Source organism: Amycolatopsis sp. CA-126428, from assembly GCF_002904335.1.
GTDB lineage: Bacteria > Actinomycetota > Actinomycetes > Mycobacteriales > Pseudonocardiaceae > Amycolatopsis.
Genome location: NZ_PPHF01000013.1, coordinates 21,734 through 43,292, shown reverse-complemented (window position 1 = coordinate 43,292; position 21,559 = coordinate 21,734). Strand labels below are relative to the sequence as shown.

The 21,559-nt window shown below is 69.8% G+C and carries 18 protein-coding genes; 3 read left to right on the top strand and 15 right to left on the bottom strand.

The features are described from left to right. Positions 1 to 401: 401 nt before the first annotated feature. The 8 genes from thpD to C2L58_RS03245 all read right to left on the bottom strand — a co-directional run bounded on the left by thpD (position 402) and on the right by C2L58_RS03245 (position 12,045). The gene (gene thpD / locus C2L58_RS03280) at positions 402 to 1,304 is read right to left on the bottom strand and encodes an ectoine hydroxylase (protein WP_103335702.1); all 903 of its coding nucleotides are present in this window, start codon (positions 1,302 to 1,304) and stop codon (positions 402 to 404) included. 30 nt (positions 1,305 to 1,334) lie between these two features. Continuing rightward, positions 1,335 to 1,727, bottom strand: coding sequence for an ectoine synthase (locus C2L58_RS03275; protein ID WP_003071625.1), 393 nt, complete (start codon positions 1,725 to 1,727; stop codon positions 1,335 to 1,337). Between the two features lie 12 nt (positions 1,728 to 1,739). After that, positions 1,740 to 2,993, bottom strand: a complete 1,254-nt coding sequence (ectB, locus tag C2L58_RS03270; protein WP_103335701.1) for a diaminobutyrate--2-oxoglutarate transaminase — start codon at positions 2,991 to 2,993, stop codon at positions 1,740 to 1,742. 15 nt (positions 2,994 to 3,008) lie between these two features. After that, a complete protein-coding gene (ectA, locus tag C2L58_RS03265) occupies positions 3,009 to 3,563 on the bottom strand; it encodes a diaminobutyrate acetyltransferase (RefSeq protein ID WP_369903997.1) in 555 nt (184 codons plus the stop codon). Between the two features lie 179 nt (positions 3,564 to 3,742). Further along, positions 3,743 to 6,658, bottom strand: a complete 2,916-nt coding sequence (locus C2L58_RS03260; protein ID WP_103335699.1) for a DUF3376 domain-containing protein — start codon at positions 6,656 to 6,658, stop codon at positions 3,743 to 3,745. 59 nt (positions 6,659 to 6,717) lie between these two features. Beyond that, positions 6,718 to 9,903 (bottom strand): patatin-like protein, encoded by a 3,186-nt coding sequence (locus tag C2L58_RS03255; RefSeq protein ID WP_103335698.1) that lies wholly within the window; start codon positions 9,901 to 9,903, stop codon positions 6,718 to 6,720. Between the two features lie 111 nt (positions 9,904 to 10,014). Then, positions 10,015 to 11,250, bottom strand: a complete 1,236-nt coding sequence (locus C2L58_RS03250) for a DUF445 domain-containing protein (protein WP_103335696.1) — start codon at positions 11,248 to 11,250, stop codon at positions 10,015 to 10,017. 3 nt (positions 11,251 to 11,253) lie between these two features. Beyond that, positions 11,254 to 12,045 carry an Abi-alpha family protein gene (locus C2L58_RS03245; protein WP_103335695.1) on the bottom strand — a complete coding sequence of 264 codons (792 nt, stop codon included), beginning with the start codon at positions 12,043 to 12,045 and terminating at the stop codon, positions 11,254 to 11,256. Between the two features lie 83 nt (positions 12,046 to 12,128). Between C2L58_RS03245 and C2L58_RS03240 the strand changes: the two genes are divergently transcribed. Then, the gene (locus C2L58_RS03240; RefSeq protein ID WP_233225522.1) at positions 12,129 to 12,950 is read left to right on the top strand and encodes a maleylpyruvate isomerase family mycothiol-dependent enzyme; all 822 of its coding nucleotides are present in this window, start codon (positions 12,129 to 12,131) and stop codon (positions 12,948 to 12,950) included. Here the strand turns inward: C2L58_RS03240 and C2L58_RS03235 are convergent. Continuing rightward, entirely contained in the window at positions 12,947 to 13,399 is a 453-nt protein-coding gene (locus C2L58_RS03235; RefSeq protein ID WP_103335692.1) for a LapA family protein, read from the bottom strand. The two genes, C2L58_RS03240 and C2L58_RS03235, sit on opposite strands and share 4 nt — an antisense overlap. A 46-nt stretch (positions 13,400 to 13,445) precedes the next feature. Then, complete coding sequence (locus C2L58_RS03230) at positions 13,446 to 14,585, bottom strand: dipeptidase (RefSeq protein WP_103335690.1); 1,140 nt, start codon at positions 14,583 to 14,585, stop codon at positions 13,446 to 13,448. Positions 14,586 to 14,686: 101 nt separating this feature from the next. Between C2L58_RS03230 and C2L58_RS03225 the strand changes: the two genes are divergently transcribed. Further along, on the top strand, positions 14,687 to 15,133 hold the full coding sequence (locus tag C2L58_RS03225; RefSeq protein WP_103335689.1) for a MarR family winged helix-turn-helix transcriptional regulator: 447 nt from the start codon (positions 14,687 to 14,689) through the stop codon (positions 15,131 to 15,133). A gap of 47 nt (positions 15,134 to 15,180) precedes the next feature. Beyond that, complete coding sequence (locus tag C2L58_RS03220) at positions 15,181 to 15,561, top strand: VOC family protein (protein WP_103335687.1); 381 nt, start codon at positions 15,181 to 15,183, stop codon at positions 15,559 to 15,561. A gap of 52 nt (positions 15,562 to 15,613) precedes the next feature. On the opposite strand, the gene C2L58_RS03215 is transcribed toward C2L58_RS03220, so the two are convergent. Genes C2L58_RS03215 through C2L58_RS03195 form a run of 5 tightly spaced genes read right to left on the bottom strand, consistent with a single transcriptional unit; the run spans position 15,614 to position 21,521 of the window. After that, complete coding sequence (locus tag C2L58_RS03215; RefSeq protein ID WP_103335685.1) at positions 15,614 to 16,468, bottom strand: amidohydrolase family protein; 855 nt, start codon at positions 16,466 to 16,468, stop codon at positions 15,614 to 15,616. Beyond that, positions 16,465 to 18,009, bottom strand: coding sequence for a benzoate-CoA ligase family protein (locus C2L58_RS03210; protein ID WP_103335684.1), 1,545 nt, complete (start codon positions 18,007 to 18,009; stop codon positions 16,465 to 16,467). Before C2L58_RS03210 ends, C2L58_RS03215 begins: the two co-directional genes overlap by 4 nt. A gap of 8 nt (positions 18,010 to 18,017) precedes the next feature. Continuing rightward, complete coding sequence (gene boxB, locus C2L58_RS03205; RefSeq protein ID WP_103335682.1) at positions 18,018 to 19,439, bottom strand: benzoyl-CoA 2,3-epoxidase subunit BoxB; 1,422 nt, start codon at positions 19,437 to 19,439, stop codon at positions 18,018 to 18,020. 5 nt (positions 19,440 to 19,444) lie between these two features. Beyond that, the gene (gene boxC / locus C2L58_RS03200) at positions 19,445 to 21,064 is read right to left on the bottom strand and encodes a 2,3-epoxybenzoyl-CoA dihydrolase (RefSeq protein WP_103335715.1); all 1,620 of its coding nucleotides are present in this window, start codon (positions 21,062 to 21,064) and stop codon (positions 19,445 to 19,447) included. Between the two features lie 31 nt (positions 21,065 to 21,095). Then, on the bottom strand, positions 21,096 to 21,521 hold the full coding sequence (locus C2L58_RS03195) for a hypothetical protein (RefSeq protein WP_199191077.1): 426 nt from the start codon (positions 21,519 to 21,521) through the stop codon (positions 21,096 to 21,098). Positions 21,522 to 21,559 lie beyond the last annotated feature (38 nt).

Genomic DNA, 21,559 nt, shown 5'->3' with positions numbered 1-21,559 from the left:
CCCCGCCGGAAAAATCAACCTACCGTGATGGCCCGCCGGCGAATACCGCCCCACCGGGCCGGGACCAGGACATATCCCGGACACGGCGGAATCCGCAGCGGGGGTACCGCGCCCCTGCGATTGACGCCGACATGACAGGACCCCGCACCACCGGTCCCGATCCGGTGGTGCGGGGTCGCCGTCAAAACTCCCGGCCGGGCCGCCTGGGGCCGTCCGCCCGTCCGCCACCGAGGGCAACCGGGCGGGTGAGCTCACCCCGAGCGAAGTACCCGCCGCCGGTCGTCCGCGAAGACGTGTTGCACGGGCCACACACCCGCGCGGTGGCGACACGGTAACAGGGCGCACCGGGCCGGTCACCGGCGGGTCAGGATCTTCTCGCGTTCCGAGGCCCCCGGGACGACTCAGCGCGTGATCGGCGTCGAATCACGGCCGGCGATGAACGCGGGCCGGGGCGTGCCGGCCGCGAACGGCTCCCGCAGGGCGTTTTCCACGCTGTTGAACACCAGGAAGATGTTCGAGCGCGGGTACGGGGTGATGTTGTTCCCGGAGCCGTGCATGATGTTCGAGTCGAACCACAGCGCCGAGCCCGCCTGGCCGGTGAACTGGTCGATGCCGTGCTCGGCCGCCATCTTCGTGATGTCGTCCTCGCCCGGCACGCCCACCCGCTGGTCCTTGAGCGAGCTCTTGTAGTTGTCGTCCGGCGTCTCACCGGCGCACTGGACGAACGTCCGGTGCGAACCCGGCATGATCATCAGGCCGCCGTTGAACGGGTGGTTGTCAGTCAGCGCGATGGAGCAGCTGACCGCCCGCGGCGACGGCATGCCGTCCTCCGCGTGCCAGGTTTCGAAGTCCGAGTGCCAGTAGAACCCGGTGCCCTTGAAGCCGGGCATGTAGTTGACCCGGCTCTGGTGGACGTACACCTCGGAGCCGAGCAGCTGCCGCGCCCGGTCCAGCACGCGCGGGTCGCGCACCAGCTCCGCGATCAGGCCCGAGAGCTCGTGGACGTCGAAGATCGACCGGACCTCACCGGTCTTCGCCTCGGCGATCACGCGCTCGTCCCGGGCGAGCTCCGCGTCGGAGGACAGCCGCACCAGCTCCTGCCAGTACGTCTGCACCTCCCCGACGGAGAGCAGGTCGTCGACCACGGTGTAGCCCTTGGTCTCGTGGTTCGCCAGCGTGGCGGCGTCGATCGGGCCGTCGGCTTCGGTACCCCACACCGTGGGGTGCACGCGGGGCAGGTGCTCCGGCGTACCGGTGATCCGGGTCGGGTAAGCGTCGTCGACCCGGGTGTCCGTCAGCGTCACGGGCTTCCCCTCCTGTTTACTCTCCGGTGCTTACGCGTCCTCGGTGATCAGCGGGTACACGCCGTTTTCGTCGTGCACCTCGCGGCCGGTCACCGGGGGGTTGAACACGCACACGCACTTGATCTCGGTCTTCGGCCGGACCTGGTGCTTGTCGTGGTCGTTGAGCAGGTACAGCGTGCCGGGCTTGAGCTCGTACACCTTGCCGGTGGCCAGGTCCTCGATCTCGCCCTCACCGGAGGTGATGAACACCGCCTCGATGTGGTTGGCGTACCAGAAGTCGTTGACCGTCCCCGCGTAGAGCGTGGTCTCGTGCACCGAGAAGCCGACGCCCTCCTTGGCGAGGATGATCCGCTTGCTGCGCCAGTTCTCGGTCTTGATGTCGGCGTCGGTGTCGGTGATCTCGTCAAGTGTGCGGACGAGCACGGGCGAACTCCCTTACTTTTTCAGGACGGCCTTGACGGACTCGTCGATGATCGACAGGCCCTGCGTCAGCTCGTCGTCGGTCAGCGTCAGCGGCGGCAGCAGTTTCATGACTTCGCCGTCGGGGCCGGAGGTTTCCATCAGCAGGCCGCGGGCGAACGCCTCGGCGCAGACGCGCCCGGCGAGGTCGCCGTTCGCGAACTCGAGACCGCGCGCCAGGCCGCGGCCCTTGGCGAGCAGGTTCGCTTCCGGGTACGCCTCGACGAGGCCGGAGAACGCGGTGGCGATGCGCTCGCCCTTCGCTTTCGTCGACTTCTCGAGCTCGTCGTCGCTCCAGTAGACGTCGATCGCTTCCTTGGCGGTGACGAACGCCGGGCTGATCCCGCGGAAGGTGCCGTTGTGCTCGCCCGGCTCCCAGACGTCGAGCTCCGGCTTGATGAGCGTCAGCGCCATCGGGATGCCGTAACCGCTGATGGACTTCGACAGGCAGACGATGTCGGGCGTGATCCCGGCGTCCTCGAAGCTGAAGAACGGGCCGGTGCGGCCGCAGCCCATCTGGACGTCGTCGAGGATCAGCAGGATGTTGTGGCGCTTGCAGAGGTCGTCGAGACCCTTCAGCCACTCCAGGCGCGCGGCGTTGATGCCGCCCTCGCCCTGCACGCCTTCGACGATCACCGCGGCCGGCTCGTTGAGCCCGCTGCCGGAGTCCTGCAGGAGCTTCTCGAAGTAGAGGAAGTCCGGCATCGCGCCGTCGAAGTACTGGTCGTAGGGCATCGGGGTGGCGTGCACCAGCGGGACACCGGCGCCGCCGCGCTTCATCGAGTTGCCGGTGACCGACAGGGCGCCCAGCGTCATGCCGTGGAAGGCGTTGGTGAAGTTGATGACCGCTTCGCGGCCGGTCACCTTGCGCGCCAGCTTCAGCGCGGCTTCGACGGCGTTCGCGCCGCCCGGCCCGGGGAACACGACCTTGTAGCCGTACCCGCGCGGGTCGAGGACCTTGTCGCGGAAGGTCTGCAGGAAGTCGCGCTTGGCCACGGTGAACATGTCCAGGGCGTGGGTGACGCCGTCGCGCTGGATGTAGTCGATCAGGGCCTGCTTCAGCTGCGGGTTGTTGTGCCCGTAGTTCAGCGCGCCGGCCCCGGCGAAGAAGTCCAAATAGGGCTTTCCGCTTTCGTCGTGGAGCCAGCTGCCCTGCGCGCGGTCGAACACGACCGGCCAGCCGCGGCTGTAGCTGCGTACTTCGGATTCGAGCTCTTCGAAGATGCTCATCGTGTTGTTTCTCTCCTAATCGCCCGGATTCGGCGGTGCGGTCAGCGGACCGATGCGGTAAAGCTCTTCGGGCAGGTGCCCCGCGTCGGGGAAATCCTCCCCCCCGAACAGCACACTGGTTTCCATGGCGGCGTTCCACCGCTTCGCGAACGAGCTGAACAGCCGGATGGACGCCTCGTTGTCCGGGGTGATCGTGGTCTCGAGGTAACGCACCCCCTCGCCGACCAGGCGGGTGTACAGCGTGTCGAGCAGCGCGCCGGCCAGGCCCTTTCCCCGCTGGGACGCGTCGACCGCGACCTGCCAGACGAGCGCCGACTCCGGCTCGTCCGGCCGGCGGTAGGCGATGACGAAACCGACCGCCTCGCCATCCTCACGCGCGACCACCGAGGACTCGGCGAAATCGCGGCACCACAGCATGTATGCGTACGGCGAGTTGAGATCCAGCTTGGCGGAATCGCGCGCGATTCGCCACAGCTGCGCGCCGTCCGCCTTGGTCGGGGATTCGATCAAGTGCGTTACGGACATACTCAGGAAACGTAACAGAGAATTTTCCGCCTGCCAGCGACGCAGCTCACGGCCCGGGCGATGACCTGCGGGGACGCGAAGTACCCCGTGAGCAGTCGCACAAACCTGTTTGACGCGGCCACCTAATGGGCATGAGAGCGCTCGGGGCGCGGGCTCCCGGCTCGTGACCTACCCGCACCATGAACCCTTCCGCCCGTGATCGCAAGGCGACGGGCCGAAATCGCTCAGTCCAGCCGCCACAGGCGGCGCCAGATCTTTCGCGCCGGCAACCCGACGGCGGGCAGCACGAGCACCCCGGAGACGACGAGCCACCACACCGGAGCGTCGCCGCGCTGCCAGCCCGCCACCACGTTCCCCAGCCAGCCGAAGAACGGCTGCCTGAGCAGGGGTAGGAAAGCGGCGAGCAGCAAGGCCGTCACAGCCAGCATGAACAGCACCGTGAACACCCGGCGCGAGGTCCTGCCCATCGTCAGCAACGCCGTCGTCAGGTAGACGACGGCGCCCGCGAGCACCGGCAGGCCGGCCAGTTCGAACAGGAGGCCGCCGTGGTTCCCGAGCGCCAGCCCCGCCAGCAAGGCCAAGGTGGCGGCGATGATCGGCCCCTGCGAGCCGATGCGGATCGCGTTCGCGGAGATTCTCCCGATGATCTTGAAGAGGGTCCGTAGCGCGTTGCCGACCTTCACGGGCCATCCCTGGGGGATCCGGAACGCGACGGTGCCCACGTTCACCGAGGCGGCCCCCAGGCTCAGGAGCGTCCGCGTCAGCAGCGGGGTGTGCTGCTCGCCGGCGAGCTTCTCCGCCGAAACCCGACACACCTGGAACAGCTGCTGAGCGGTCGCCACGTCAGCGGGCACGCGGGCCGCCTTCGACCGGAAGGCCGCGGACGCGGTCCCGCTCGCCCCGCTGTGCTTGACGTCGTGCAGAGCCTGCTGCGTCACGACCGGGATTTCGGCTGCCGCGATCTGCACTTGGCGCGCCCTGGCCAGCACCATCGCGGTGACCGGCAGGCTCACCGGCCGTTCGGTCCCGAACTCGACGAGCTCCAGATCGGCGTCGAGACCGAGGAACTCCAGCTCGCCGATCAGCTGGCGGCACAGCTGATCGGCCTCTTCGGGCGAGCAATTGTCCCGCTCATCCGGCTTGCGCCAGATGTCTCTCAACGTGGTCCTGAGCTCGTTCCGGAACACCTCGGGCCCCACGATGTCACGCAGGATCTCCAGGCGAACCGGATCGAGCAGGCACTGCACCAGCCAGCCGGCGCCGTCGACCCGGCCCCACATCCAGTCGCTGGCGCGCCACGACGACTTGTAGAACGCGCCGAAGTAGCCCGCCTGCAGGCCGGTCAGCTTGTCCGCCGCGCGCGGCCGCGACAGGTCGAGCAACGTCCGGGAGTCCGCGCTGACCTGCACGAGGTCGAGCCGCTGATCCACCGGCGGCGGCTCGGCGTGCAGACCGCGGCGCGCCACGTGAAGACCGAGGAGGCGAGCCTGGACGACGTCGTCGCCGGAGTCCAGCGCCAGCCAGTCCAGCAGCGTCGTGACCGTTTCGGCGGATGATGATCCCGCCTGCACAACTGCAAGCGCCCGCAACGCCGGAGCCGCGACCCGCAGCGCCGCGACGGCCATCGGCCAGGCCCGAGCGAGCTCGGCGGAGCGGCCGAGCGCGGCCCACTCTTCGGCCAGCTCGCCGACCCAGGCTTCGAGGGTGGTGCGCGCTCCCGGCCCTCGGTGGGCGACGATCCACTGCGCCAGCCGTACGCTCCGCGCCGCCACCTGCCGCGCTGCGTGCAGCATCGCCCGCGCTTCATTGAGCGCATTCGCCTGCCCGGGGGCCGGCCCGAGCCGGAACCCGGCGTTGATCAGCTGCAAACCGGTCGCCACCGCGTCTTCGAGCGCGCCCGTGCGGTAACCGACGAGGTCAGCCACGGTCATGCTCGCCGGCGGGGGCCCGGCCGGGATGCCAGTGCCCAACCCGGTCGCGGCGGCCGCGCGCAACTGCCGCGACAGGCCGGACCCCCAAGTCCGGTCCGGACTGCCCGCTGCGGACAAGCCGAACCGCTGGGTGGCGACCCGGACGAGCTCGGCGGCGTCCTCGGCGGTCCGCCGGTCCAGGTACGCAGCCGCGAGCCGCGGGCCGATCAGCGCCTCGGGACCGCCGTGCAATCCGAGGGCCGCCAGCGACACCCGAGAGTCCCGCGCCCGGACGACGGCCTCGTTGTGCCGGGTCAGCTCGTCCAGCTCGGCGCTGATCGACTGGCTCATCACGGTGGCGATGACCTTGCCGATCGCGGTCGACAGCAGCGGCGGGTTCAACGGATCGGCCCCCAGCGCGACCGCCTCCGGTATTCCCGTGGGCACGACGTAGAGCAGGAGCCGGCGGACGTCCGCGTTCGCGGGCCGCTCGAAGATCTCGCGCAGCGCCGGCCGGATCGGCATGTTGAGCAGGAGCCCCCCGTCGGTGAGCCAGTGGGACCGCGCGAGGCCGGTGTACGCCGACATGTCGGGATGCAGGAGGTCGACGCCGGCATCGCCGATCGGCACCCGGGACAGCTCGAACGCACCCGGGAACGAAGCGGTGGACCGAGCGGCGAGCGCCAGTGGCCCCTCCACCCCCGAAGTCCACACCGGACCAGTGAAGCGGAAGAGCATCCGGTGCTCGGTGTCGCGCACGAGGTTTCCCAGCGCGTCGTCGAACCGCCTCGCCTCGCCGTCGACCATCGTGCCGGTGAGGAGCACGGTGATGTCCGGTTCGGCGGCCGGCGGAGTACCTTCCGCGGTGATGCGACGCAGGGCCTGCTCCAAACCGGCCAGCAGGACCCGGTCGCCGTCGAGCACCGATCGGGGCTGGGGATCCGCGGCGCCCCGCGACAGGTTCTCCAGCGAGCCGATCGCGATCCAGGTGTCCCGCAGCACCTCCGGCTTGGAGCGGTAGGCCTCCGCCAAGCCGAGGCAGGCAGCGCTGATGCCGCCGCCGCTGGTTCCGGTCAGCACGTCGATCGACACGGAGGCACGCAGCAGGTCGAGCAGCTTGCGGTACACACCAGGGTCGTCGTCACCGCGCGACTCGCGCAGCAGCTGCGACGTCTCGGCGGCAACGCCACCCATCCAGATGGCGAGGCTGGCACCGCCCACCATCGTCATCGCCAGGCGGATCTCCTGCCGCCACGGTCCCGCCGTCTCGTCCGTTCCCGGTGCGCCACTCACGGCGCTCGCTCAGGAGCCGGGGCCGCCGGGCCGGTGTCCGGGGCCGCCGGGCCGGTGTCCGGGAGCGTCACGGAGGCCGGCACCGTCAGGACGACCTCGGCCGCCGGCGCCGGTTTCGCCGGCGCCTCGGGCTTCGCCGGTGCCGTGGGCGCCGCCGGACGGTCGCCGGGGCGGATGTGCCGCCACAGCGCGGCCAGCGGCGGGACGACCCACGGCAGCAGCAGGACGGCCACGAAAATGACCCACGCGACCGCCCGGTCGCCGTGGCCCCAGCCGTCGACCACCGAGCGCAGCCAGCCGAAGAACGGCTCCGCCAGCACCGGCAGGAACGGGGCGAGCACCAGGCCGAGCACCGCGAGCAACCCGACCAGGTAGAGCAGGACCAGCGGTGTCTTCTTCGCCATCAGCAGCACATTGACGACGACGAAGACCACGCCGCCGGCCAGCACCGGCAGCCCGATGAACCCCACGAACGCGTTGCCGTTGCCACCCATCAGCAGGCCCGCGACGAGAGCGAGCACCGCGGCGGCGATGGTTCCCGGTGTCTTCAGCGCCATCGCGCCCTTGGTGATCCGCCAGGTGCTGCGGGCGGTGGCACGGACGGCGGTGACCATCGACTTCGCGGGCTTCGGCGTCGACGACGGCACGGTCGCGGCGGCCGCGTTGACCCCGGCCGCCGCCAGCTTGATCACGGTCTTGACCAGCAGCGGAGTGCCACGTTCGTCCGAAATCCGTTCGTCCGAGACGCGGCAGGTCTGGAACACCCGCTGCGTCCGGTCGGCGCTGTCCAGCGGGAACACCCCGTCTCCGGTCTCCGGGTCCGGTGTGCCCATCGTGCGGAAGGCCTTCGACTTCTTGTCACTCGCCTTCGCCTCGGCGACGTCCTCGCACGCATGCCGCCACACGACCGGTAGCTCGGTCCGGGCGATCTCCGACTGCCGCGCCCTGGCGAGGACCAGCGCGGTCACCGGCATGCTTTCGGGCACTTCGGCGGCGTAGTCGACCGGCTCCAGCTGCCCGTCGAGCCCGAGGAAGCCCAGCTCCTTGCCGAGCTGAGCGGTCAGCTCGGCGACGTCCGCCGCGCTGAGGTTGTCCGCCTCGCGTGGCGGGCACCAGCCGATCTCCGTGAAGGTCTGCTGCACCTGCGACCGGAACGCGTCCTGGCCGGCGAGGACGGCGAGGTTCCGCAGCCGGACCGGGTCGAGGAGCACCTGCATGAGCCAGCCCGCTCCGTCGATCCGGCCCCACATCCAGTCGTTCGCGCGCCAGGAAGCCTTGTAGAAGCCACCGAAGTAGCCCGCCTGCATCCCCGTCAGCTTCTCCCACGAGCGCCGCCGGCCCATGTCGAGCAGCGTCCGCGAGTCGGCGCTCACCTGCACGAGGTCGGCTCGCTGGTCGACGGCGGGCGCCTCCGCCAGCAGCCCGCGAGCAGCGACGTGCAGAGCGAGCAACCGCGCCTGCACGACTTCGTCGTCGGTTCCGCCTTCGAGCGCGAGCCAGTTCAGCAGCGTCTTCACGACGTCGTTCTCGTCCGGTCGCGCATCGACCCGGCGGCGCAAGGCGGGTGCCGTGGCCCGGAGCGCTTTGACGACGGCCGACCAGGCCCCGGTGAGACCATCGGTGTCGACGGCGGCAGCCCATCCACGGGCCAGCACGTCGATCCACTGCTCGAGGGACCCGCCCGGCTGCGGCTGCGGCTGCCGCGCAACCCACTCGTCGAGCTTTTCCTTCCGGGCAGCAGCCTTGCGCGCCTTGTGCAGCTCGGCCTTGGCTTCGTTGAGCACGTCCGCGTCGGCCGCGTCCGGGCCGAGCAGGAAGGCCGCGTTGAGCAGCTGGAGTCCGGTCGCGACGGCGTCGGCGAGGGCCGAAGTACGGTAGGGCAGAAGTGCCTCCACCGGCATCCGCGTCTCCGGCGGGCCGAGCGCTATCTCGCGCGTCAGGCCCTCGGCCGCCTTGCCGCGCAGGGTCGCCGACATCCCCGTCGACCACTGCAGCTCCGGATTGTCCACACGGGACTGCGCGTACCGGCAGGCGGCGAGCTCGGCCAGTTCCTCCGCATCTTCGGCCGTCCGCCGCTCGAGGTAGGCCCGGAAAAGCTGCTTGTCGATCAACGACTCCGCGCCACCGCGCAGGCCGAGCCCGGCCAGGACGACCCGGGTGTCCCTGGTCAGCAGCACACCGGCGTTGTGCCGGGAAAGCTCTTCGAGCTCAGCGCTGATGGACTGACTCATCACCGCGGTGACGACCTTGCCCATCGTGTTGGTCAACATCGGGAAGTCGTTGGCGTCACAGGGTTTCGCCTCGGCCTCCCGTTCCCCGGTCGGCACGACGTACAGCAGCAGCCGCCGGACGTCGGCAGCGGCGGGCCGGGCGAAAATCTCCGCCAGGGCCGGGCGGAGCGGCTTGTTGAGCAGCACCCCGCCGTCGGTCACCCAGTGCGAGCGGCTGAGCTTGGTGTACGGCTGCATGTCCGGGTGCTTCTCGTCCGCATGCTCTGGCCGGATCGGCACCCGGGACAGCTCGAACGCACCTGGGTACGAGGCGGTGGACCGGGCGGCGAGCGCGAGCGGGCCGAGCACCTCTCCCGATCGCCAGTGCTCGCCGTGGAACCGGAACAGCATGCGGTGGTCGGTGTCCCGCACGAGATTGCCCAGCGCGTCCTGGTACCGGGTGCTCTCGCCGTCGATCATGGTTCCGGTGAGCAGCACGGTGAGGTCGGGCGTGCCCGCCGCCGGCCCCGGGCTGTTCCCCTTGATCCGGTCGAGCGCGCAACGGACCCCGTCGAGCAGGACGCGGTCGCCGTCGAACAGCGACCGCGGTTCGGGCTCGGCCGGGTCGCGGATCAGCTTGTCCAGCGACCCTGTCTCGATCCATGTGTCGCGCAGGACCGCCGGACTGGAGTCGTACGCCTCCGCGAGGCCGAGGCAGGCGGCGTTGATGCCGCCGGCGCTCGTCCCGGTCAGGACGTCGACCGAGACGTCCGCCCGGAGCAGGCCGGTCAGCTTCCGGTAGCTGCCCGCAGGCACGCTGCTCCGTGCCTCACGGAGCAGCTGGGACGTCTCGGACGCGACGCCGCCCATCCAGACGGCGAGGCTGGCGCCGCCGACCATGGTCATCGCGAGCCGGATCTCCTGCCGGGGCAGTGTGTCCTCGGCGCTTCCGGGTTCCGGTGTCTCAGCCATGGGCTTCCCCCGCCCGTCGTCGTTCCTGCCGGAGATTAGAGGCGTGCGGAGAGCAGCTGGATACGTCCGCAGGTACGGCCATTCGGGTGGACTTGTTCGCCCTCTCGGCCCCTACGCCGCCAGATGTTCCAAGACCAGCACTTGAGCCTCACCGACCGCGAAGCCCAGCACCGCGCCCGTCGCGATCAGGATCCACTCGTCCTGCTCGAACGCCGGGCGCAGCAGCCTCTCGAACTCCTTCGGCGACAGCTGCTTCATCTTCGACACCAGCACGTTGCGGATGTCCATCGCGTCCGTCGCGTAGTCCTCGATGTAGCGCATCGTCTCCGGCAGGCGTGACATGATCTGGGACGAAATCGCCAGCTTCATGTCCTGGTACTTGCGGCTGCCCACCGCGAACACCAGCAGCGGCTTCGCGACGCTGCCCAGCTCGCGGTCGAGCTGGCGCTGGATCAACGCCAGCACCCGGTCCGACAGCGGCCCGTGCAGGATCGCCTCGATCACGTTGTGCGGGGTGATGATCTCCTTCGCGATCAACGACCCGTACGCCTCCGCCACTTCCGCGCGGCGCTTCAGGAACAGGCCCTGCCACTGGATGCCGAAATAGCGGCGCGGCTCGATCGGGTAGAAGATCATGCGCAGCGCCAGCCAGTCGGTGAACCAGCCGGTGAACAGGCCGAAGACCGGCATGATCGGCGGAAACTTGAAGAGCACCCACGCCACCATCTGGACGACGCCGATCGCGCCGCCGAAGACCAGGCCGGAGCGGGCGATGAACTTGAACTCCTTCGCGCCCGCCTCCTGGAAAATGCGGTTCAGCAGGCGCTTGTCCTTGACCAGGCTGGTGACCACCATGCCCTTGAGGTCGAACACGCTGTCCACATCGGACTTGATCAGGTCGAGCACGGCAGCGACCATCCGCGGCGACTCGTGCTGGACGCGCTCGATCACCAGCCGCTGGACCCGGACCGGCAGGGACTCCCACAGCCCCGGCTGGTAGTGCGCCGCCACCTCGCGGACGATGTCCTCGACGCCCGCCAGCAGGGGCTTCTCGATCTCTTTCGCGATCCGCCCGGCGTCCAGCCGCGCGACGACCTCGGCCGGTTTGATCAGCTGCTCGGTCATCGTGTCGCAGGCGATGCTCGCCATCCGCGCCGCGCGCTTCGGGACGATGCCCTGCCAGCCCAGGAACGGCTTGACGCCGATGAACTCCACGGGCTGGAACATCATCCGGATCGCCACGAGCTTCGTGCCGTAGCCGATCAGCGCCGCGACGATCGGGATCGAGACGTAGAGGGGCCAGTGCTGGGCGAAGTCGGCGACGATGCCGGCGAAGAAAGCCCCCATCCGCTAACCCAAGCTCGGGTCGCAGGCCTGCCAGAACTGGGCGCCCAGGCGCGAGACGTGGATCGTCCGCCGGAGGAACTTCGCGCGCCGGACGTGCTTCTCCGCTTCGCGCACCGTCTCGTCGGTCAGCAGGATCTCGTACTGCGTCTCCAGCGACGGCACCTCTTCGTCGAGGTCGACCAGGCCGAGCCCGATCAGCCGGGTGACGTAGCCGGGCACCTGGTCGGGCAGCGACACCCCGGCCGCCTTGCCGACCGTCGAGGCGTTGCGCAGCACGACCCGGCCGTTGCCGCCGAGGCCGGTCCGCTCGACGACGTCGACCGCGGGGAACGGCGAGCCGTCGGACAGCGCGGCCAGGATGCGCGCCTCGTCCGGCGTCAGCTGGCGCAGGATGATCGCGTAGAAGTACTCGCGGGCGCGCTCGCGACCGAAGCCGACGGAGTGGTTGAGCAGCTCGGCCATCGCGGCGCGCAGCGGCTCGGCGTGGTTGTCGCGCACCGGCACCAGCGTCACGGTGGCGGGCACGTTCCCGGGGACGGCCGGGCGGTTCATCGCCGACGCCGCGGTGAGCGCCGCGTGGTACGGGTCGTCGACCTCGTCGAGGCGTCGGCGCAGCTCGGTCAGCAGCTGGCGTTCCACCTGCCGGACGCCGCGTTCGGCGGTCTCGACGCCGGGCAGCTTGCGGCCGATCGCGAAGCCGGTGCGCGCGGCCCAGCCCGCCAGCTGACCGGCGCGGCGGGCCAGGTCGGCCACGTCGTCGGCGGCACCCCGGCCGTTCGGTCGCTCTGCGTTCACAGGCTTGCTCCCCTCTGCTTACGCGAGTGATGCTACCTGCGGGTAGGCCGAACGGAGGTGTGACTACCGGCATGATGACGGCTATGAGTCCGACGCGCTGGGGCCCGCCGATCGACGTCCTCCCGTACTTCTCGAAAGAGGAACAGGCGCTGATGACGCTGCTCGGCGCGCTCACCGAGGAGGACTGGACGCGGCCGACCGTGTGCGCCGGCTGGACGGTCAAGGACGTCGCCGCTCACCTGCTGGGCGACAAGGTCGGCCGGCTGTCCCACGGCCGGGACGGGCACGCGTCCCAAGGCCCCCGTCCGGGCGAAGCCTTCCCCCGGTTCATCGACCGGCTCAACGAGGAGTGGGTCGTCGCGTGCCGCCGGCTCTCGACGGACGTCCTGCTCACCATGCTGTACGAGTTCATGGGCCAGACGACCGAGTACTGGGCCCAGCTGGACCTCGACGCCCTCGGCATGCCGGTGAGCTGGGCCGGCGACGAGCCCGCCCCGCGCTGGCTGGACGCGGCCCGCGATTACTCCGAGTTCTGGGTGCACCACGTGCAGATCCGCGAGGCCCTCGAGCACACGCCGCTGGAGGCGGAGTACGCCGAGCCGATCGCCGACACGTTCATCCGGGCACTGCCGCACACCCTGCGTGCCGTCGACGCCCGGGTCGGCAAGCAGGTCGGCTACACGGTGACCGGCCAGGGCAAGTGGCACGCGCGCCGCGAGCGCGACGGCTGGGTCCTGGACCGCGGCGCACCACCGTCCCGCACGCCGCTGGCCACCGTGACGACGGACCTGGACACGTTCTGGCGGCTCTGCACCCGCAACCCGACGAGCACCGACGGCGTCCGGACGACCGGGGACGAAAACGTTTGCGCGCTGCTGCTCGGGATGACGTCGATCATCGTCTAGCGGCGGCGCGCCTGCTTCCGCAGCTGCAGGATCCGGGCGCCGCCGATGAGCGCGACCAGCACCGCGCCGCCGATCGCCGAGAACAGCATCGCGATGGCCAGCGGCAGGCTGCCTTCGGCGCCGAAGAAGTGCACCGTCGCCGGGTCGAGGTTCTGCAGGATGAAGACCAGCAGCACGACCAGCACGACCAGGCCGGCGATGACCGCGACCCAGGTGCCGCTGATCCGCGTCGGCCGGGCCTTGCCCACCGGTTTGGCGGACGCCGGTTCGGCGGACGCCGGTTCGGCGGTCGCCGGTTTGGCGGGTGCCGGCCGCACCGGCGTCACCTCCTCCGCGCCCGGCCGGACGTCGCCGGCGCGCAGCTCGGCGGGTTCCAGAGCGCCTTCGGGCAGGTCTTGGTGGGTGGGACCGGTGGGGCGGTCGGCCGCGCCCCCGCGCGCGTGCGTCATGTGCTCAGTGTCCGTCCGGCGCGCGCGGAGCGCCGCCTCAAACCCCCTAACGGGCGAAACCGTCGACCTCCCGCAGGACGCGCAGGGTGTTCCGCCCGGCCAGTTTCGCGCAGTCGTCCTCACTCCACCCGCGCTCGAGCAGCGCGGCGAACAACACGGGGTACTTGGAGGTGTCCTCCAGTCCCTCCGGCAGCGAGCCGACGCCGTCGTAGTCGCCACCGAGGCCGATGTGGTCGACGCCGGCGACCTCGCGGGCGTGCTCGACGTGCGCGACGACGTCCTCGACGGTGGCGAGCGGCTTGGGCGGGCCGTCCCACTCCTGGACGAACTTCCCGCGCAGCGTCAGGTTCCGGGGCTCCAGCCCGGCTTCGGCCATCGCGGCGTCGAGCCGCTCGTTCCACGCGGCGACCTTCGGGGAGACGAAGGCGGGCACGAAGGTGATCATCGCGACGCCGCCGTTGCCGGGCAGCTTCGCCAGGACGTCGTCGGGGATGTTGCGGGGGTGGTCGTTCACCGCGGTGCAGGAGGAGTGGCTGAAGATCACCGGCACCGAGCTGACCTCGATCGCCGCCCGCATCGTCGACGGCGCGACGTGCGACAGGTCGACCATCATCCCGATCTTGTTCATCTCGCGCACGATGTCGCGGCCGAACTCGGTGAGACCGCCGTGGGCCGGCTCGTCGGTGCCCGCGTCGGCCCAGGTGGTGTTGAAGTTGTGCGTCAGCGTCATGTAGCGGACGCCGAGGCGGCGCAGGATCCGCAGCACGCCGATCGACTCGGCGATGCTGTGCCCGCCCTCGGCCCCGAGCAGCGACGCGATCCGGCCGTCGGCGAACGCGGCTTCGGCCTCGTCCGCGGTGGTGACGAGGCGCAGCCGGTCGGGGTAGCGCTCGACCAGCTGGTGGACGACCTCCACCTGTTCCAGGACGGCGGTCACGGCACTGTGGCCTTCGAACTCACAGGGCACGAACACCGACCAGAACTGCATGCCGAGCTTGCCGTCGGCGAGCTTCGGGAAGTCGGTGTGGAGAGCGGGCTGCCGCACGGTCAGGTCGAGGGACGCGGCCGCCTCGACCGGGTTCGGGCCACCGTGCTGCCGCAGTTCCCACGGCAGGTCGTTGTGCCCGTCGGCGAGGATGACGGCGTCCAGCAGTTTGGTAGCACGCTGTAGTGCCTCGTTAGTCATCGCCCGATCGTAGGGAGGTCCGGTATACGGTTCGTACAAACGGGCTGACATCTTTCCCGGAAGAAGTAATCCGGCGAGGTGTTGGGGTAAAGTGTCTCCTCGTGGACACCGACGACGACGAGATCGTCACCTGGTGGGGCCTGGTCATCGAGGGTTACCTGGCCACCCAGGACAGGCTGATGGGCGAAATCGCCGACCGCTTCGGGCTGGCGCCGGCGTCGTTCGACATCCTGCTGCGGCTGGTGCGCTCGCCCGAGCACCGGATGCCGATGACGCGCCTGGCCACGGAGGCGGCGCTGTCCAGCGGCGGGTTCACGAAGGTGGCGGACCGCCTGGTCGCGGCCGACCTGATCTGCCGGATCCCCAGCCCCGACGACCGCCGCGTGACGTTCGCGTCCCTGACCGAGCACGGGCTGGACGTGGCGAACAAGGCCCGCGCGGCGGCGGCGGACATCCTGCGCCGGATCGTGCTGACGCCGCTCGGTGAGGACGCGCCGGCACTCGCCGAAGCGATGCGGACACTCCGGGCGTTCAACAGCGACCGTTGAAAAAGTCGAGGTCACGCCCGGCGCCGGTGGCGCGCACCATGAAAGCCATGCTGACCGAATCGACCATCACGACGATGCTTCCGGTGACCGACAGTGAACGCGCCGGCCACTTCTACGCGGACTCCCTCGGCCTGAAGCAGACAGGGAAGGGCGAGGACGGAACCCTCTACTTCGCGGCGGCCGGCGGCGCCATCGGCCTCCGCCCGATGCCGGCCGGCGCGCAGAGCGAGAACACGGCACTGAGCTTCGAAGTCGGCGACCTGCCCGCCGAAGTCAAAACCCTGGAGGACCGCGGTGTCCGGTTCCAGGACTTCGAGATGGAAGGCCTGAAGACGGTCGACCACATCGCCCAGCTGGGCAACGAGCGGGCGGCCTGGTTCAGCGACTCCGAAGGCAACGTGCTCTGCCTGCACGAGGTCATGGGCTGACGCGCTCGTGAGCGGTAATGAGGGTTCTAACCCGATTTACCACTCACGACCGCTAGGCGAGTGACGGCATCAGCTTGATCGCGTTCCCAGACAGGACCCCGCTCAGCACGTCGTCCGGCAGCCCGAGCCCGGCCAGCGTCCGGACGTTCGCGGCCACCGAAGGCACGCCCGGCCAGTCCGTCCCGAACACGAACTTCCCCGCCAGCCGCGTCAGGTCGAACCGCCGGTAGTACTCCGGCAGCTTCTTCGGCGGCAGCCCGGCCAAGTCGAGCCACACGTTCTCGCGCGCCAGCGCCAGGAACGCCGCCACGTCGTACCACCAGCCGCGGCCGCCGTGGGCGAAGACGAACTGCAGCGACGGGAAGTCTTCGACCACATCGGACAGCAGCTCCGGGTTGCCGAAACTGGTGCGGGAGCCCGGAAAGCTCGACGTTCCCGAGTGGAGGATCACCGGTACCCCGCGTTCGAGGCACAGCTGGTAGACCGGGTACAGCTCCTTGTCCGCCGGCGAGAACGCGCCGTGCACCGGGTGGATCTTCAGCGCCACCGCGCCCAGGTCCAGCTGCCGCGCCACCTCCGCCGCCGCCGGGTGGTGCAGGTACGGGTTCACGTTCGCCACGAGCCGGAACCGCTCCGGGTTGAACGAAACCAGCGGCAGGTTGTCCTCGATCGGCTGGATCCCGGTCGCCCGCGGGCTGTACTCGCAGAACAACAGGACCCGGTCGACGCCCTCGGACGCCATCAGCTCGTCCATTGCGGACGGAACGACCGAACCGTCGGAGGCGTACACCGAACGCCACGGGTACGCCCCGGCGAAGTCGTGCGCCCACTGCAGCCACGCCGGTTTCAGCGTCGGCAGCCGTGGCGTGTGGACGTGGGCGTCGACCACGAAGTGCCCGTCGATCACGAGCTGGGTACCGTCCGCAGCGAATCGCGGACCAGCTCGCGGATCACGTTGCGGCGGATCTTGCCGGTCGCCGTCTTCGGCAGCTCCGCCAGTTCGACCACCCCGCGCGGGCGCTTGAACGCCGCCAGCCCCTCGCGGCAGAACTCGATCAGCTCGTCCGGGTCCACCGCGAACCCGGGCGCGGGGACGATGCACGCCACCGGCTTGTCGAGGCCGTCGGCGTCCGGCGCGGCGACGACGGCGACCTCGGCCACCGCCGGGTGCTGCCGCAGCCGTTCCTCCACTTCGGACGGTGAGACCCAGATCCCGCCCGCCTTCAGCATGTCCCCGAACCGGCCGAGACAGCTGTACGTCCCGTCTTCGTTCCGGACGTAGCTGTCGCCGGTCCGCAGCCACTCGCCCTGGAACACCAGCTTCGTCGCGTCGTACCGGGCCCAGTAGCCGGTCGCCGTCGACGGCCCGGCCACGAACAGCTCGCCCGGCTTCCCGGCGGCGTCGATCACCGCCCCGGTCTCGTCGCGCAGCTGCACGGAATAGCCCGGCACCGGGACGCCGGTGCTGCCCGGCCGCACCGAACCGGGCTGGTTCGACAGGAAGATGTGCAGGGCTTCGGTCGACCCGATGCCGTCGAGGATCGCCAGCCCGAAGCGCGCGCGGAACCGTTCGAACAGGGACGCGGGCAGCGGCTCACCGGCCGAAACCGCGTGCCGCACCGAGGAAAACGAGTCGTCCGGGACGTCGCTGGCGAGCAACGCCGCGTAGAACGTCGGGACCGCGAAGAACAGCGACGGCCGCTCCTCGCGAGCGCGCTTCGCGAACAACGCGGGTGTCGGGCGCGAAGGCTCGAGCAGCGTCGTCCCACCCGCGCCGAGCGGGAAGAAGCACGAGTTCCCCAGCCCGTAGGCGAAGAACAGCTTCGGCACGGACAGGAACCGGTCCGCCGAAGTCGTCGCCAGCACACCGCGGGCGTAGGTCTCGCAGACCGCGCGGATGCTCGCGTGCCGGTGCATCGCGCCCTTCGGCTGCCCCGTGGTGCCCGAGGTGTACAGCCACAGCGCCGGCGAGTCCTCCCACGTCCGTCCACTGGGGAGCGATCCCGCCAGTGACGGCCAGTCGTGCGTCCGGACACCGAACCCGGCCGCGTCGCAGCGGTCGAGCACGACGTCGGTGACCTCGGGAGCGAGCCCGAGCGCAACCCCGGCCTGCTCGGCGAACTCCCCGGACACGCACAGCACGCGCGCCCGCGAGTCGGCCAGCACCTGGCCCAGCTCCGGCCCGGTGACCATGGTCGACACCGGGACGGCGACCGCGCCGGCCAGCATCGCGCCGAGGATGCCGGTGAGCAGCTCGACGTCGTCGACCATGCAGAACATGACCCGTTCTTCGGGCCGCACCCCGAGTCCGGCGAGCCCGCCGGCGACGCGCCGGGACTCCTCGGCGAGCTCGGCGTAGGTGAGGGATCGCCCGGGCGACACGACCGCGGTCGCGTCCGGGTGCCCGGCCGAGAGCAGGTACTCCGCGGCATTGAACCCTGTCGCCACCAGGCCTCCTACGTGAGGTGCACGTACTCGTAGTCGATGGGCTTGCCGTTGATGCCCTGCCGCGGCGGCGCGACCCAGCTCGCGATCTTCCCCCGCTCGTACACCGGGCGCATCAGCGAGCGGACGAACGTGAGGTCTTCGGTCGTGGGCAGCCACTTGCGCTTGCCTGCCTCCCAGGTCGCCTCGTCGACGATGGTGCCGTCGGGAGTGACGTGGTGGCCGGAGTTTATGCCCACTTCGCGGTTGAAGCCAGGGTGCGGCAAGCGGAACGTGCGGTCGATGCCGGCGTCGGCGAGGATCTTGTTCCAGCGCTTCACGCCGGTCTGGCAGTCGGCCACGTACTCGCTGCGCAGATCGAGGTTGAGCAGCAGGATCGCCTGCAGCTCCTCGGTCGTCCAGGTGCCGTCGCCGGTCGGCCGCTCCAGCGTGCGGGCGTCCTCGGTGAGCTTGTGGTCGTCCTTGCGGCGGGTTTCCTGCCAGCGGCCCTTGAGCCCGGCGGTGTAGTAGTTCGCCGCGTTCGTCGACGTCTCGCTGCCGAACAGGTCGAGCGACACGGTGTAGTGGAAGTTGATGTACTTCTGGATGATGTCGAGCGGGATGCCGCCGTGCGGGCCGATGTCGTACGTGTCGTGCTCGCGGATCAGTTCGGCGCTGCGGGTCACCACGCGGTCGACGCCGGTGGTGCCCACCATCATGTGGTGCGCTTCTTCCTTGAGCATGAACTCGCAGGTGCGCGAAAGCGGGTCGAAGGAGGACTCCTTGAGCGTGCCGAGCTGGTACTTCCCGTCGCGGTCGGTGAAGTAGGTGAACATGTAGAACGCCAGCCAGTCGGCGGTTTCCTCGTTGAACGCACCGAGGATGCGCGGCGCGTCGGGGCTGCCGGAGTTGCGCAGCAGCAGCCCTTCGGCCTCGTCACGGCCTTCGCGGCCGAAGTAGGCGTGCAGCAGGTACACCATCGCCCACAGGTGACGGCCTTCTTCGACGTTGACCTGGAACAGGTTCCGCAGGTCGTACAGGCTCGGCGCGGTCAGGCCGAGGAGTTTCTGCTGCTCGACCGACGCCGGTTCGGTGTCGCCCTGGATGACGATCAGCCGCTGCAGGTCGGCGCGGTACTCGCCGGGCACCTGCTGCCACACCGGTTCGCCCTGGTGCTCGCCGAAGGCGATCCGCCGGTCCGGGTCGCGCTCGGCGAGGAAGATGCCCCAGCGGTACTCCGGCACGTTGACGTGGTCGAAGTGCGCCCAGCCTTCGCGGCCCACGCTGACCGCCGTGCGCAGGTAGACCCCCTGCGTCTCCAGTGTCGGCCCCATCTCGCCCCACCAGTGCAGGAACTTCGGCTGCCAGCCCTCCAAAGCGCGCTGCAACCTGCGGTCTTCGGCGAGGTTGACGTTGTTGGGGATCTTGGCGTCGTAGTCGATCTTCTCGGGCATCTGCGCTAGACCCGCTTCCTGTCGAAGACGGCCTTCTGTCCCGTACCGTAGCGGCGCAGCGCGCCTTCCGGCCCGGATGCGTTCGGCCGGGTGAAAATCCAGTTCTGCCAAGCCGCCAGCCGGCCGAAGATCTTGGTCTCGATGGTCTCGGGACCGACGAACCGGTGGTTGGCCTCCATGCCGGTGAGCGCGTCCGGGGACAGCGACGCGCGGCCTTCGAGCGCGATCCGGATCTCGTCCTCCCAGTCGAGGTCGTCCGGGGCGTCGGTGACCAATCCGAGTTCGAGGGCTTCGGCCGCGCTCAGCTCGCGGTTCTTCTCGCGCGCGAGCCAGGCGAGGTGGTCGTCGTCGCCGTAGAAGCGCGCCTGCAGGCGGGTCAGGCCGTTGCCCATCGGGAAGGCGCCGAAATTGGCGTCCGTGAGCTGGATGGACGCGCGCTCGTCACTGTCTTCGTCGTCGATCGGCGGGCCGTCCAGGATGTACTGGCGGTCCGCGGCCAGCGCGATTTCCAGCAGCGCCCCGGTGAAGCAGCTGCCGGGTTCGACGAGCGCGATCAAGCTGCGGCTGGTGACGTCGAGGCGCTTGAGCGTGCGCTTGAAGTAGTGCGTGATCTCGTTGGCCAGCCAGTCCTTTTGCCCGAGCACGGCCTGCTCGTGCGCCAGCACCTTCGCCGGGTCGCCCTGGGTCCGGAGGATCCACGTCCCGGCTTCGACCTCGTTGGTGCGCAGCCGCAGGATCGTGTCGTCCAGCTCGCGGGTCATCGCGAGGAACCAGCCGCCCGCGCCCTCTTCGTGCAGGTCGCCCGGGTCGTTTTCGGGCCCCTTGACGGTGATCGTGACCTGGTCCTTGGCCACGTCGATGTCGACATAGCGATGTTCGAGCGGGGTGAGCTCGATGCCGTGTTCCGCCGGTTTCTCGGCCCGCCGGGCGAGTTCCCGCGCCTTTTCGAGGACCTTCTCGCGGAAGTCCTGGCGGGGCACCAGTTCGTCGACCAGCCGCCAGTCGACGGCCGTCTTGCCCTTGACCCCGTCCGGGCGCGTGGCGAAGACGTCGGCGAGGTCCCGGCGGACGCGCCGCTTGTCGACGACCCGGGTGAGGCCGCCGGTGCCGGGCAGCACGCCCAGCAGCGGCACCTCGGGCAACGCGACGGTCGAGGAGTTGTCGTCGATCAGGAAGATCTTTTCGCAGGCCAGCGCGATTTCGTAGCCACCGCCGGCGCAGGTGCCGTTCACCGCGGCCACGTAGACCTGGCCGGAGTGCTCGGTGGCGTCCTCCATGCCGTTGCGGGTCTCGTTGGTGAACTTGCAGAAGTTCACCTTCCAGTGGTGCTCCGACGCGGCGAGCATGCGGATGTTCGCGCCTGCGCAGAACACCTTGTCCTTGGCGCTGGTCACGATGACCACGCGGACCTCGGGGTGCTCGAACCGCAGCCGCTGCGTGGCGTCGTGGAGCTCGATGTCGACGCCGAGGTCGTAGGAGTTGAGCTTGAGCTCGTACCCCGGGACCAGCCCGCCCTGCTCGTCGACGTCCAGCTCCAGCCAGGCGATCTCCCCGTCCACCCGCAGGCGCCAGTGGCGGTACTCGTCCGGACGGCGGTCGAAGGCAACCGGTGTGGTGGTGGTCACCACCCGATTGTCTACATGAGTCAGACGGACGTCAACGTTGTGTAGAAAGTTGATCTCGGGTGGTCACCCGGTTGAGCGTGGCCCACGCCCAGGTCAGGAACGCCCACAGGGCCAGCCCGGCTGCGGCATCGGTGAAGATCGTCGCGAACCAGAACGCCGGGATGCGCGGCACGCCGGTCAGGAAGTGGCCGAGCGTGACCATCCCGGCCAGCGAATAGACCAAGAGGAACGCCAGGGCGCGCGGGTACCGGCCTTGCGTGTACGCGCGGTAGCCGAGCCAGCCGAACGCCGTGAGCAGCACCCAGGTGACGGCGACGACGATGCCGCCGACGAGCGGTGTGATCCCCCGGAGCTGCGGATAGTCCGCGTACCGGATGGCGTTGTGCGCGTAGTGGATCGCCGTGCTGAGCAGCGAGAAGCCGAGTATCACCCGAAGCGGTGTCAGTCCCTTGTCCATCACGGCCCCCGAGTTGATAGATCGCTCTAGCGACGGTA

Bases quoted from the DNA above. Each gene is read 5' to 3' on its own strand.
- C2L58_RS03255 (WP_103335698.1), bottom strand. From the start codon at position 9,903: ATGGCTGAGACACCGGAACCCGGAAGCGCCGAGGACACACTGCCCCGG.
- C2L58_RS03230 (WP_103335690.1), bottom strand. From the start codon at position 14,585: ATGACTAACGAGGCACTACAGCGTGCTACCAAACTGCTGGACGCCGTC.
- C2L58_RS03220 (WP_103335687.1), top strand. From the start codon at position 15,181: ATGCTGACCGAATCGACCATCACGACGATGCTTCCGGTGACCGACAGT.
- C2L58_RS03235 (WP_103335692.1), bottom strand. From the start codon at position 13,399: ATGACGCACGCGCGCGGGGGCGCGGCCGACCGCCCCACCGGTCCCACC.
- ectB (WP_103335701.1), bottom strand. From the start codon at position 2,993: ATGAGCATCTTCGAAGAGCTCGAATCCGAAGTACGCAGCTACAGCCGC.
- boxB (WP_103335682.1), bottom strand. From the start codon at position 19,439: ATGCCCGAGAAGATCGACTACGACGCCAAGATCCCCAACAACGTCAAC.
- C2L58_RS03240 (WP_233225522.1), top strand. From the start codon at position 12,129: ATGAGTCCGACGCGCTGGGGCCCGCCGATCGACGTCCTCCCGTACTTC.
- C2L58_RS03260 (WP_103335699.1), bottom strand. From the start codon at position 6,658: ATGACGATGGTGGGCGGTGCCAGCCTCGCCATCTGGATGGGTGGCGTT.
- C2L58_RS03195 (WP_199191077.1), bottom strand. From the start codon at position 21,521: ATGGACAAGGGACTGACACCGCTTCGGGTGATACTCGGCTTCTCGCTG.
- C2L58_RS03250 (WP_103335696.1), bottom strand. From the start codon at position 11,250: ATGGGGGCTTTCTTCGCCGGCATCGTCGCCGACTTCGCCCAGCACTGG.